Origin of the sequence: Bacteroides sp. L008 (assembly GCF_040812255.1) — a bacterium.
GTDB classification, from domain to species: Bacteria; Bacteroidota; Bacteroidia; order Bacteroidales; family Bacteroidaceae; genus Bacteroides; species Bacteroides vicugnae.
The window spans coordinates 595,426-610,191 of record NZ_JBFNXO010000002.1 but is presented as its reverse complement, the minus strand read 5'-3'; the positions used below and the strand labels follow the sequence as shown (position 1 = coordinate 610,191).

Annotated in this window: 7 protein-coding genes; all 7 read right to left on the bottom strand. The window is 42.4% G+C overall.

Annotated features, from left to right (window positions below; all coding sequences use genetic code 11):
• Positions 1-13 precede the first annotated feature (13 nt).
• The 7 genes from AB3G73_RS21625 to rpe all read right to left on the bottom strand — a co-directional run bounded on the left by AB3G73_RS21625 (position 14) and on the right by rpe (position 14,680).
• A complete protein-coding gene (locus tag AB3G73_RS21625; protein ID WP_148366495.1) occupies positions 14-3,163 on the bottom strand; it encodes a TonB-dependent receptor in 3,150 nt (1,049 codons plus the stop codon).
• A gap of 309 nt (positions 3,164-3,472) precedes the next feature.
• The gene (locus AB3G73_RS21620; protein WP_195648598.1) at positions 3,473-7,444 is read right to left on the bottom strand and encodes a two-component regulator propeller domain-containing protein; all 3,972 of its coding nucleotides are present in this window, start codon (positions 7,442-7,444) and stop codon (positions 3,473-3,475) included.
• A 1,156-nt stretch (positions 7,445-8,600) separates the two neighbouring features.
• Complete coding sequence (gene glmM / locus AB3G73_RS21615; RefSeq protein ID WP_148366497.1) at positions 8,601-9,992, bottom strand: phosphoglucosamine mutase; 1,392 nt, start codon at positions 9,990-9,992, stop codon at positions 8,601-8,603.
• Positions 9,993-10,029: 37 nt separating this feature from the next.
• Positions 10,030-10,725: a DUF4827 domain-containing protein gene (locus AB3G73_RS21610; protein ID WP_195648599.1), complete on the bottom strand. Its 696-nt coding sequence runs from the start codon at positions 10,723-10,725 to the stop codon at positions 10,030-10,032.
• A 118-nt stretch (positions 10,726-10,843) separates the two neighbouring features.
• Entirely contained in the window at positions 10,844-11,881 is a 1,038-nt protein-coding gene (locus AB3G73_RS21605; RefSeq protein ID WP_004311034.1) for a bifunctional oligoribonuclease/PAP phosphatase NrnA, read from the bottom strand.
• 46 nt (positions 11,882-11,927) lie between these two features.
• Complete coding sequence (locus tag AB3G73_RS21600) at positions 11,928-14,021, bottom strand: ComEC/Rec2 family competence protein (protein ID WP_367745587.1); 2,094 nt, start codon at positions 14,019-14,021, stop codon at positions 11,928-11,930.
• An 8-nt stretch (positions 14,022-14,029) separates the two neighbouring features.
• A complete protein-coding gene (gene rpe / locus AB3G73_RS21595; RefSeq protein ID WP_148366500.1) occupies positions 14,030-14,680 on the bottom strand; it encodes a ribulose-phosphate 3-epimerase in 651 nt (216 codons plus the stop codon).
• Positions 14,681-14,766 lie beyond the last annotated feature (86 nt).

Below are 14,766 nucleotides of genomic sequence, written 5' to 3'. Positions count from 1 at the left end.
TTTTTAGACTTGGTTAAAAATTAAACTTAAGACCTATTGAATAGCTCGATACGTTAGGATAAGCCGTACCGTTAGATGTATTCAATTCCGGATCCCACAATTTGAACTTAGAGAACGTGAGCAGATTGGTTCCCATCAGATAGATCTGTGCGTTCTTAATCAGTAGCGGATCTGTCCACTTCTTAGGCAATGTATATGAAATGTTTACTTGTTTCAAACGCAAGAAACTGACATCTTTCACCCACCATGAACTTGGCTTCACGTTATTGTTGTTGCCGTCGCTACCGACTGACAAACGAGGATAGAACACGTCTTGATTGGTAGGATTGTCTGCTCTCCAACGATCGGTGATGTTAGCAAATACGTTGTCGCGTCCTTCATCGTCCCAGAACGGTTTTATAGAAATGCCGTCCAAATAGCGGTCAGCTTGTGCATTTCCCTGGAACAAAGCGCTGATAGAGAAGTTTCCAACTTGCAGATCTGCTCCGAATCCATAATAAATTCTCGGTACATCTCCACGACCAATTACCGTTTTATCGTAATCGTCAATCACACCATCGTCATTCAAGTCACGATATTTAACATCACCCACGTGAAGCGTACCGAACTGGGTAGCGTGGTCATCAATCTCATCCTGGCTAGTAAACAGTCCGTCAGCAATGTATCCCCAAATAGCGTTCACGTTTGTCCCACGGGTTTCCATCCATGGATAGTCTACAGGCGGCTGATCGTTTTCTATAATTTTATCTTTGTTGAAAGTCATATTACCACGCACGGTAAGGAAGGTGTTTTTACCAATCTTCTGCGTATAGTCCATCGCAATTTCAACACCCTTATTCTCTACAACACCCAAGTTGGCGTAAGGATTCTCAATCCATCCGGCATAGCTTGGCACAGTACTTCTCTGTAAGAATATATTATCTCTACGTTCTTTAAAGAAGTCAATTACAAATGAAAGGTTGTCGTTTAGTAATTTCAGATCGATACCCAAATCCTGCTTACATGATTTAGACCAAGTGACATTCACACCATACTTTTCTTCGCCATAACCGCTAGCACCATTATGCGAGGTACCAAACCAAGTGCCACGTAAACCTCCAAATACACCTTGATACATAAAACGACGTCCTGTAGCTGTATCACTACCTACCCAACCATGTGTATAACGGAATTTCAAGAATGATATATATTTGCGTAACGATTCCCAAAATGGCTCATTAGAAACTGCCCACCCCAAACCGAATGCGGGAAAAGTACCGTAGCGATTACCAGGAGTGAAGTTTTCCGAACCATTAATACCTAAATTGAATTCTGCAAAGTAACGGTCATTCCAAGAATAAGTAGCACGTCCGGCAAAACCACGCTGCTTGTAAGCCATACCGCCAATGACATCGGAAGCATTTAAATCCCAGTATATTTTCTGGTTGTAAAGCAACAAAGCACTTACACGATGTGCACCGAAATCGCGTTCATAATTTAAAGAAGCCTCCGTATAAACGGTGCGGTTGCTCGAATGAGTAGGAGTGTCAAGCGTCAAGATTCCGTCTGCTTCACCCAATACATCGTACAAATATTCCCCTGTTTCTTCATCAAATAAGGTATCTTCAATCCAAAGCCCATTTTCGTCTGTAGCTCCTTTAAACTTATACATTGGTTCGCTACGGTTGTAGTTTCTGCGGCGGGAATTATAGGTATCGAATGCTATCATTGCAGAAGCAGAAAGTCCTTTGCTCCATTTCCAGAAGTCCAAATCCTGTTTTACACGTACATTTGAGTTCAACTGAGTGCTGAATTCATCATAATAACCTCCACGAGCCAACTTACCATAAGGATTGAATTTCTGTTGCGTATTGATGCCCGGAATCATTCCATTGGGCAATACCATCGGATAAATAACCGGATTGACATCCATACAAGAGGCATATAAGGATGCAGCGCTGCTTTGTGGATAGTGTCCTTGTCCCAAATAGCCGAAAAATCCTAAGTCAATAGCCGTCTTTGTTGTAGGCTTCAAATTTAAGTTTGAAGTAAAGTTGTATCGTTCATACTTCATTGACGTATTATAATTCTCCAGCTTGAAGTTACGTGTCATACCGTTTTCGCCATAATAGCTCAATGAAGCATAATAGCTTGCCTTCGGTGCACCACCACGAATATTAATGTTGGCACGGCGATTGTGGCCCCAATCGTTAAACAATTCGTTTGCCCAATCTACGGCCGGATACAGATACGGATTATACAAACGAGGATTATCATTCGGTAGCAAGCCGTTCGATTTTTTCGTAGCATCGATATACGCTTGAGAATAAGCAATGGTATTATTCTTATTCATTTGCGCTTCGTTGCGTGCTTCCATGTAAGTATAAGCATCGGCCATATCCACCTTTTTAGTCATGCGGGTGAGGCTTTCATAATAATCCACGCTAAATGTCGGTTTACTGATGCGTCCGGGTTTTGTCTTTACAATTACCACACCATTAGCACCACGCACACCATACACGGCAGTAGCAGAAGCATCTTTCAACACAGTAAATGATTCAATATCTTCCGGATCAATATTATTGAAGCTACGCTCCACACCGTCCACAAGTACCAACGGACTAGAACTTTGCCCATTTTTAACCAATGTAGAAATACCACGAATCCAAATATCCGACTCGTCATGTCCCGGTTCACCACTACGTTGCACAGCAACTACACCGGCAATACGTCCGGAAATAGCTGAAGATAATTTGGCAGCAGGCATTTTGATAGCTGAAGCGTCTAATGAAGACTGTGCGCCAACAACAGATACCTTACGCTGATTACCGTAACCTACCACTACCACCTCATCCAGCGACGATACATCTTCTACCAAAACAATATCCACCACTTTCTGTTTGCCAACTTTAACCTCCTGTGGTTTATATCCTATATAAGAGATAACCAAAATAGGATTTCCTGTTGACAATTTTAAAGTGTACTGACCATTCGTGTCGGTAATGGTACCGTTCGTCGTCCCTTTTTCCTGTACACTAACTCCAATGAGCATTTCTCCTTTTTCATCCGAAATACGTCCTGTGACCGAACTGCCCTGCGCCTGCATTGTTACACTATACGTGAACAACAATAGCAGCAACCACAAAGACCTGATGCGATGTTTTTTCATTTCAAACAAATTCATACTACTTGTTTTAAATTAATAATAAGGTTATCAAATGCAATAATTGCATGGCGGCAAAATAACAGGATTTAAAAAGAAATGAAATACTCCTGCACGCCAAATACTAAAGAAAGGAAAAAATGTCCGTTTGAAGTACATTATGTCATTCAGAGTACTAAACAAAACACTAATAATCAACGAAGTGCACAATTAATTCAGAAAAAGAGAGTACAGCCCCTAGTATCAAAAAAAACAGCATAGTTCAGCACAGGATATGCTATTACACACACCAATATGTTCAATTGCAGATATTAGTATGTTTAAACAATATCAAATTTGTTCCTCTTTATTCAGATAAGTCTCCCTGTAAACCTTCGGAGTCACACCAAACTTACGCGTAAACTCTTTATAGAAATAAGCGCGGCTGGAAATACCGACATCAGAAATAACATCCTGTATAGACAAATCTCTATTCTGCAATAAACGGGCAGCTTTTTCCATCCGGTAATCTTTAATCAAATCACTTGGAGTCATTCCGGATATTTCCTTTAATTTCCGGCAGAACTGACGGGAACTCATCAACATCTGTTCCGCGATAAAGGTAGAACCCAAATCCTCCCGATCCAAATTCCGCTCAACCACCTGCAAAAACTTCCGGACGAAATCCGCCTGCTCGGTAGTAGTGCATACAATGGAGTTCGTCCAGCCTTCCAACTCTTCCAGATACACTTGCTTAGCTTCCCGCTTACCGTAGATCACCTTCTGAATAGTCTCTTTTAAGAACGGTATGTCATAAGGAAGAACCAGATAAGAGTCTGCCCACTGGATCAACTCCCGCTGCATTGCCGTACTAACCTTCCAAGTCAACATTGGAATAAAGGCAGTCTTTGAAAGCAGCGAACGATTCTTGGCTACGTATTTCATAAACGTGCTTTCAGCATCCGTATACATCTGCATATCTACCAAAAATAAAGCAGGAGCCGAAGTATGCATCTCATCAAACGCCAGCTGTACGCTTCGCACCGGACGAACGTCATATTCATCAGAGAGCAGGGCACTGATAAGCCATACAATCTCTTCACGGTCTTCCAGCAACAAAACAGTTTTCTTCGTCTCATCCTGCGGGGCGATAGTAACCGGTTCGAAAGTGATTGCCAGCCGGCGCCCACCCGATATTTCCTCCGTCACACAACAAAGTGTACAGTTCTGCTGTCTCAACGCTGAAAACACAAAACGTTGCATCGTCCGGATGCGGAACCGGTCGTCCGAATCTTTCCCTTTCACCGGCAATGATTCCTGCTCGGTCAATATCTTATGCAGTCCCTCCACCGTATCATCCGAAGAAAAGAAAGTCAGCGTCATCCTGTTTTCTTCCTCTTTCATACTAACCGACACTTCACAGGTGTTCCTGTCCAATAGGTAGAGACCGCTGAAATAAAGGATGCAGCGCAACGCATTCTTATAAACAGGGAAAGTGAAATCCGCCGGAATATCCAAATGGATAGAGGAAATATCACGACCTTCCTTTTCAAGTACCCGGAGCACTTCTTCCGCCAACTGTGAAAGAGGCGGTCGCCCCGTAACAAAGAATTGCAGGGACGACAACAACCGGAAACACTCGTCGCCAATACCGCACCCGAAGAGCAAAGCCATGACGGCCTCACGGATCTGCCCGACTTTATCAGCATACTGATCCAACGAAAGCGTCTTGTCATTCAGTTGGTCACAGGCTTGGTAAATGAGCGTACAGTTATCAAGTACCTCGCGTTCTTTGTAACCGTCTACCACCAGTGAAGCGTTACGGCGTTCGGTTTCCAGCAGTTCCTGCATCATACGTTCATGACGGAAATATTTGTGGAATAAATGAATGACATATACCGCCAGCATAAGTCCGATCAACAGATAGATGATATACGCATAAACCGTCCGATACCAGGGAGGAAGAATATATACAGGAATAGTGAACGTCTTGTATTCCGTAGCAAATACATCTTTCTTATAACGGACTTTAAAAAGATAATTGCCCGAAGGCACACTAAAATAAGAGGCCTCGTTGACACTACTGAATGCCCCCCAATCCTGATCATACCCTTCGAGCATATAAGAGTATTCCACATCTCCGTCACTTGTATAATCCGGCACGACAAAAGAAAGAGAAAAAGACACCTTCGCCCCTTTCATCTGCAACCCTTTCCTGTCCGGCAAATAGTGGTCCTGTAAGTTAACGAATGTTTTCTCAATCACCAACTTACGCAATAAAACCTCCGGGTAATATTCTGGAGCGGAAGGTACATTCTTGTTCATATAGAGCAGCCCGTCGATTCCTCCGAAAAAAAGATTTCCAGTGTAAGGACAGCGATAATAGGCATCGTCGCTAAATTCTCCGATTTGTATGCCGCCACTATAATAATAAGCGTGCGAAAAGAAATTGTCCGGATTGAATTTGATAAGACCGCGGTTCGTCCCCAGCCAGAGAAGTCCGTTGGCATCTTCCAAAATACTGTGTATCATATCGTTGAGCAATCCTTGCTTACGCCCGATATGGACGGTTTCCAACCTGTTCTCCTTGAAAGTGACACGCACCAAACCGGCAGTAGTGCCTACCCACAACTCTCCACGACGCCAATGCAAACACAGTACATCATCCACGGATTTGTGCAACATCTCGCTCAAAGAGAAGACCTGATATTCTTCCGTCTTCCGGTTGAAACGCACCAATCCCCTCTGCTGACTGCCCAGCCACAACAAGGAATCTCCTTGGGGCACCATACTATAATAGAGATTAAGCTCCTGTTGCTCATAGTAGAATTTATAATGTTTCAATGACTTTATCCGGAGCGGTCCATGCCCGCTGTCGAGCACCACCTTACAAAGCCCTTCACCCGAAGTGGCAAGATAGAGTACACTGTCATTCTCTTCGACGATGGAATGTACTTCATTACCGCCCTCTACCGGAACTCCGGAATCAGTTCCCACCAAAGGATGAAGTTGTCCGTTATCGAATGAATAATAGCACAAGCCCGGAGAAGCGGCTCCCACCCAGAATCCGTTTCTATAACTGCTCTCCCGCATAGCATAGATTCGCAACTCCCGTTCCGGTCTCACGTAAGATACCGCAGGCTGTTTCCCATTCAGCGAATAGACCTCCACATCGGATGCCCGCACTCCGTCACGATAATTTTTCACATGAAGCAGGCCGTTTCCCTTGGTTCCTACCCAAAGGCCACCCTGTTTATCCGTCATGATTGCCCTTACCTGCCGAGTCAAATTGGGAGAGAAGCTGCTCAACATCAGATTGGTAGCAATAGCGTATTTCCGCGAATACATCACCGCTCCCTGCCCGTCGGTTCCCACCCACAAAACTCCTTGCCGGGGATCATTATAGATGCCGAAAATCCGCATATTCCGGTCAATCACTTCTTCCGCATATCGCTGGGAAAGACGCAAACGCATCAGTCCATTGGTATGAAAAGCTAAAATGATGTCTTCATAGAAAGGCACAATGCCGGTGATAAGCCCATACTTCCGAACCAACTCACCAATATTCCGGATATAAATCTTAGACTTTCTTGAAATATCGTACACGAAAAGATCGTAGTCGGAGTCATAAAAGCAAAATACGCCATTCTGGTAGCATACATATTCTATCCGCTTCTGATGAAAATGGGAAGGAATGGTGGTAAGCCGGGTGGACAGAGTATCCTGATCAAAAGCATTCAACGAAAAGCGATACAGGTCACCGCTTTCATAGGGGAAAAGATACAAATCGCCTTCATCAGTGACAAACGCCCTAACATCGACTTTCAGCATATGGATGTCCGGCATCGGAATGTTAACAAAACGATGGTGAAACGTATTATAATAAGAAATCCATCCGTAGCCCAACACCCAGGTATTCCCTTTCTGATTGGAATGAATGACAAAGTCTCCTCCGAAATCGTAATTGCTAATAATCTGTCGGGAGTCTTTTGAAAAACGGTTGGCTCCCGAATGCGTGGTCATCCACAGGCAACTGCTATCCGCCTGTTGAATAGAGTGCACAATATTGTTGTTCAATGTTTTCTGCTCGGAAAAGTCGGAGCGGAATACTTCCATATTTTCTCCGTCATAACAATTCGCACCGTCATACGTTCCAAACCACATCAATCCTTCGTTATCTTGGAAAATACTTAATACGGCACTATTGGAGAGTCCTTGCTGATAATTCACGGTCCGGAAAAAATAGGTTTCATTCCCTTTATCAGCACGGACAGTCAATGAAGCAGCCAGTGTTATAAGAAATAAAATCAGGTGTGTTTTCATCGTACTTTCTTTATATTACAGATCGTTTTCCCCCTCCTTCCGGAGTAGTAATTCGATCTTATATTCCAACCGTCCGATACGACGGTCCAATTCCATAATCTTCTCATCTTTACGTTCGAACAGTTCAAGTAACTACTTGTTAAATATGCTCACTATCCATTGGCAAACTGCCTCCAAAAACATAATCTTTTGTATTTCAATGTAATCTCTAATTATACCACCGAAATAAAGGAAGCAAGCTTTCATTTATCAGATAATTCAGAGCAAATATAGTGAATTAATATAAATAATACCAAAATGAAGCAGAAAAGTAATCTACAACAGCATACTCCTTTCATTCCGCCCAAAAGGTTGGAAGCAGAAAAGTGGTAAAACAAAAAAACGGTGTCAGACCAGAAGCACTGTGTAGTGGTTCATTGACGGAGCGGCAAAAGTCTTCTTGCTTTACAAACACGGTTACCGGAAACGAGAAAGCAATTGGGAGAGCAATTTGAAAACTTGGGGGGATTTGATTCAGGACAATCACATTCTTAAAATAGATTCATTCCGGTACGAAACCAAATCAAACCGTAACCGTAAATGGAGTATATGGTTTAATACTACATAATGTCGGCTCTATATGACAATTTTGATATTTTATTAATGGACAACTGTAGTCGGCTACTTGGTCAAGTACAGTTGGCTACTTAGACGACTATAGTTGACTAGATAGTCAACTATAGTCGGCCAATATCTATGTTGACTATTTCAATCCATTATTCAAGCATATTGGTCTTCTTATGTCCTTCCATATGAAGGAAACACCTAAGCTTTTGTTTTAACTAAGGCTCCTTTCCCAAGAGGTAGGGAACGCAGTGTGAAGGATGTGAAGAATTAAAAAGAGAACCTTAAATCACAGCAAACATCTGTCACACTACAACTTACGAGTCTGTGATACTTGTGAAGGTCAAAAGCGTTTTTTTAAAAGGATCAAACTACCGCAATTTTGATTCATAACCAAAACGAACCGTTTTGAGGATAGTTGTTCTGAAACATATCCCCTCAAAATTAAACAGAGCCAGCAATTGCCTGTCAAATAGATAAACAGAATAAACAAAGGGAGAGCTTGATAGTGAAGCTCTCCCTTTATTATTTTTCCGATGATGTTAATGAATCGTTATTTCTTGGCTAATTCATTAATCACATCCATTATCTTCTGACCGATTTCTTCGGCTGCCTCCATTGTAGAAGCCTCGCTATATACGCGGATGATCGGTTCTGTATTACTCTTACGCAAATGTACCCATTTGTCGGCAAAGTCAATCTTCACACCGTCGATATCGTTGATTTCTTCGTTCTTATAGATTTCCTTTACTTTTGCAAGGATAGCATCTACATCGATTTCCGGAGTCAGATCGACACGGTTCTTAGCTATGAAGTAAGGAGGATAAGTGGCACGAAGCTCGCTAACTTTCTTTCCTTCATGAGCCAGATGGCTAAGGAATAAAGCAATACCTACCAATGCATCACGGCCATAATGGCTGGCAGGATAGATTACTCCACCATTTCCTTCACCACCGATAACGGCATTGGTTGCTTTCATCTTCGTTACAACGTTTACTTCGCCTACAGCAGAAGCACTGTATTCCATACCATATTTACGGGTTACATCACGCAGGGCACGGGTAGAACTCAAATTAGAAACTGTATTCCCCGGAGTATGTTTCAGTACATAATCAGCCACAGTAACCAGTGTATATTCCTCACCGTACATTACACCATTTTCGCAGATCATTGCCAAACGGTCAACGTCTGGGTCTACAACGAATGCTACATCTGCTTTGCCCCCTTTCATCAGGTTCATGATGTCGCCGAGGTTCTTTTCAAGCGGTTCTGGGTTGTGTTGGAAGTTTCCGGTAGGTTCACAGTAGAGTTTTTCTACATGTTTCACCCCCAAACGTTCAAGAAGTTCAGGGAGAATGATACCGCCTACAGAGTTCACACAGTCAATCGCTACCCGGAAGTTGGCTTTCTTGATAGCTTCTACATCTACCAGGTCGAGAGCCAATACACTGTCGATATGTTTCTGATTATAAGTCAGGTCTTTGCGGTAAGATCCCAGATGGTCAACATCGGCATAGTCAAATTCTTCAGCTTCAGCAATACGAAGTACTTCGTTGCCTTCGGCTGCATTCAGAAATTCACCATGTTCATTCAGCAATTTCAGTGCGTTCCACTGTTTCGGGTTATGAGAAGCTGTCAGGATAATACCACCACAAGCGCCTTCCATTGTTACAGCAAGTTCTGTGGTCGGGGTAGAAGCAAGATCAATGTCTACTACATCCCAACCCATTCCCATCAATGTGCCGACTACTACGTTTTTTACCATCTCACCCGAAATGCGGGCATCGCGTCCAACAACAATCTTGTTGCTCTTCGCTTTGCAGGTCTTACGAATCAAAGTAGCATAAGCCGAGGTGAATTTTACAATGTCAAGCGGGTTCAGTCCTTCCCCCGCTCCTCCGCCGATAGTTCCGCGGATTCCAGAGATAGATTTGATTAGAGTCATAGGTTTTTAACTAAAAGATTTATCTAATGTTAGTGTCTTAACTTTTCGCTTTTTCAAACTTCCGGATATCATAGAAGTAGGGATTGACATATTGTTGCGCAGTTGTATGCCCCATCTTAGAAGGTACAATCAAGCGCACATGAGCATTATTACGTAAATATGGTAATGCAATCAACCATCCGGATGGAATCGCAGTTCCATAACCATTAGCAACCGTCCACAAATAGTCATAATCAAAATCACCAGATAAAACGATTCCATAAACAGTAGATGTGTTTTGCACATAACGGAATGTCAATGGGGATTTATAATATTCAGAGATATCCATCCATTTTTCCAAAGGAACATTGAAACATGTAGTATCTCCTGTCATCATATCCTGTTCTACATAACGAGTACAAATGATGTTATTGTTAGCAAAAGTATCTACCTCATTAATAACTTCAACTCCATCCTTATCCTCTTTTCCTCCACGATCTACGATCTGCATATATACGCCATTGGAGAAAGCAACATATTCGTCATATCCATTCCCTGCTTCTTTAGAAGCTGTAATAGTATCCCGTTCAAACTCTTCCAATGAAATGACACGGATATCATTATCTTTGATGAACTTATTCACCGCATTTTTCTCGTCTTCCAGCATTTCTGCATAAGTCTTCGAATTGTCGCATGCCTGGAACAGACTTCCGGCGGTTAACAAAGAGAGAAATAAAAATACAAGTTTCTTCATTATCTGTTATTTAGCTATATTCTGCACAAATGTATCTCAAAATCATTAAAAGTTGAAAGAGGGAAGTTGAAAGTTCGTATCTTTTAACCTTTCCATATTCACTTTTAACCTTCCATCTTTAGCTTTTCGCTGTTAGTAAAGGTTTATATTTCTCAAGCGCTTTCTCAAAGACCGCTTTTGCCTCTTCCATCGTTCCGAAAAATTCACCGCCCGAAGCATTCAAGTGCCCTCCTCCATGGAAGAATTCGGCAGCTAGCTGATTGCATGGGAAGGTTCCTACCGAACGAAGGGATATTTTAATCATCGGTTTCTCTGTATCTTCCCTCAAGAAGCAAGAGAAGCAGACATTTTTAATGGAAAGGGGGATATTAACAAAGCCCTCACTATCGCCTTTTATGTAGTTGAATTTACTTTGCTCTGCTTTCGTCAGGGTGATTAGTGCCGAATTATAATCCGAATACACAGTCATGTTCGACAATACATAGCCCATCAAACGTAAACGACTCTCTGAATAGGTGTTGTACACCTTACGATAAATATCATCTTTATCGATTCCTTTAGAAAGGAGTTCGCTAATGATAAAATATATCTCCCGGTTGTTCGAGTTATAGGTGAACCCACCGGTATCTGTCATCATTCCTGTGTAGATACATTCTGCACCTTCCTTGGAGATATCACTGAAATATCCCATACGGCAGATGAGACGGAATATCAGTTCGGAAGTAGAAGATATTTTAGGATAAGACATTACTATCTTACAGAAATCTTCGGGATACAAATGATGATCGATCATTATTTTACGTGCCGGAGAAGCAGCCACAGCGTCTGCCATATCGTCAATACGCTTCAGTGCATTGAAATCGAGGCAACAAATGACATCTGCTTCGGCAATCAATTTATCTGCAAAGTCTTTGTAACGGTCATACAACAGAATATCCTTACTGCCCGGCATCCACCGCAAAAAATCGGGAAAAGCATTCGGCACAATTACGTTTACTGTTTTTTCCTGTGAATCCAGGAAATGATATAATCCCAGTGAAGAACCGATAGCGTCACCGTCAGGGGAAACATGAGATACAATTACTATTTTGTCAGCTCGTTCAAACCATTTGGTGAAATGGTCTATTTTGGCTTGTTCAATTACTTTCGTCAACATACTCTTATACTTTATCAAGGTGCAAATGTACGATAAATCTTTGTACTTAGAGCAAAAAGCGGACAGAACCTTCGTCGGATAGCGAGATAAACCGCAGACCGGATTGCTTGCATTCGCTTTCAAGGAGGTGTTTGCGGTATTCCGAGAGAGATGCGTCCAATATGACGTAAGAGAAAGAAAAGATTCGAGTGAGCTCTTCCATATGTCCGTCATATCCTTTGCATAAGTAAAGATACTGAATATATAACGGAGAAACGGTGGTTTTGTTCCGCCAATGGTTATCATTTATTACACAAATATGACAGCCATGATAGGATATAATCTGCTGCTGACGGTTTAGTTCCATATACCGGCAATCGGCAGTTATTTTTTGAGGAGGCAGAAGGTGATGATGCTTCCAATAGTTAGCAGCCATGCGTTTCAAATGTTTTTCATTGGGGATAGTATCTACATAGTTTATCCAGGAACGTCCATCGCTCTCAATGCAATGTACTGCTGGGCAACCGCGCACATTATAAAAGACCAGGCTCGTCCGGGGACGATCTAGCCAATAGATTGTTGCATGATAAGTCCCCAGTAATAAGATAGAAAAAAGACAAATCAATAAATTCCGGTATCGACGGTTCATAAAATAATAGGTTAACAAAGAGCCAACGATATAGATACCCAATATTTCTGACTGATAAAGCCAGATTCCATCTATAGAAGCGTAAGGAAGCTGTTCCACCCATCGGACGAAGAAATTAAGTCCTTCCAATAGTTTCTTAACACCTTCGGCCACTACGGTCTGAAGCCACGAAAGAGGAGTCAGAAGAAGCATAATGACAGCAGCATACAGGATAATCGTAATGAAAGGAATAACAACCAAGTTCGTCAATAGAAAATGTACAGAGAACCGGGAGAAATAAAACATGACAAGCGGAGCTGTTCCTACCTGTGCAGCAATAGACACACTCATCAGTCCCCAAATATATTTCCCTATTCTACCTTTCACCGTAATCAGGTGATAAACTGGCTTTTGAATCAATAGGATGGAAGCAACAGCAAGGAAAGAGAGCTGGAAACCAACATCAAACAACCATGCCGGATTACAGAATAGCATCAACCATGCAGCTGCCGCCAATGTATTTAAAGATAGCGGTTGGCGACCAACCATATCTGCCATTGCTAAAATCGAAAACATACTGACCGAGCGTACTACCGAAGGGGAAAGTCCTGTGAAAAAGGCAAAAGCCCATAATAGGATAAGAAGAAGAACAGAACGTATAGCTCTACCTATATTTCCTCTTCGGGCAACAGGTTTCAGTATGAAGAAGAGCAATGTATATAAAAGCCCGATATGCAAACCGGATAAAGCTAAAATATGACTTGCTCCGGCTACCGAATAACTCTCACGAACCGAATCACTTAATTCCGTTTTGTCTCCTATGGTCAGTGCTGAAAGTACAGCCAGTTCATCGCCGGAAAATCCTAGTTCCCGATAAAGTGAAATCATCTTTCTTCGACAAGAACCGGCTATACCTTTGAGATCAAGGTTATTCATTCCGTCCAATTTTGCCCATTTCCCGGATGCAACATATCCTGTTCCGCTGATTCCTTTCCGCATCAGGAAGCGGGCATAATCAAATTCATCAAAGTTCCGATTGTTGAGAGGAGGAGAAATACGGGCAGAAACCAGCAGTTCATCTCCACTTTTTAATCGGGTGACGGCCGAATCTTGCTGTAGATAAAGGATTGCAGCACGTTCTATCGGATATGTGCCGGCAGTATCACGACGTCCCTTTAATAATGTCTGGCAGAGGTAGGTATGTTCTTTCACCTGAGGTGCATCCGTTATTAAAACCCGATACACTGTTTCTTCTTCCGGAAAAGAGTAGACAGCGTGCTGTAATTGCCAAGTTATTCCAAGCCACCCTCCTATAAAACAAAGGATAGAGACAGCTAATCCAAAGCACCATCGCAATGAATGGCGTTTCAGGAAATAAAGAACAAACAATAAAGCAATACAAAGTCCAAGAGCTAGAACACTCCCAAAAGGTTCCCATGAACGGTCAAAAAAATGATCTCCACAAAAAACGCCTGTTATCCAAGGGATAATCAGGCGTATATAGGGATATCGATGGATGTAAAAAGTACTCAACAGATGAGTTACAGTTCGTGCAACTGACGAATCATCGCTTCCGGATCCGGTGCTGCAAAGACAGCATTACCCGCCACTAACGCATCGGCTCCCGCCTCAACCAAACGGGCACCTGTTTCCAGATTTACCCCACCGTCTACTTCAATCAGCGCTTTCGAACCTGTCCGTTCAATCAGGGCACGCAGCTCACGAACTTTTTCTACTGAATGTTCGATAAACTTCTGTCCTCCAAATCCCGGATTCACGCTCATGATAAGCACCATATATACATCCCGGATAATATCTTGTAAAAGAGCTACAGGAGTGGCCGGATTGATAGTTACAGCAGGCTGCATCCCGGCTTCTCTGATTTGTTGAATCACCCGATGCAGATGCGGGCAAGCTTCATAATGCACATTCATCGTATGAGCGCCCAACGCTTTTACCTCCGGAATAAACTTTTCCGGATTCACAATCATCAAATGCACATCCAGCGGTTTCCGGCTTAACTTCGCTACATATTTCAGTACCGGAAAGCCAAATGAAATGTTCGGAACAAATACTCCGTCCATAATATCAATATGTACCCACTCCGCTTCACTGCGGTTTACCATTTCAATATCCTTTGCCAAATATCCAAAATCGGCAGAAAGAATGGAAGGAGCGATAATCGGTTTCATAATTCTTCTATTTTAAGTTCTAGCCGTCTCTTATTCGGGACGGTTTTATTCTATTTATAATCTAATGGCTTGCTCGTTTTAATCTG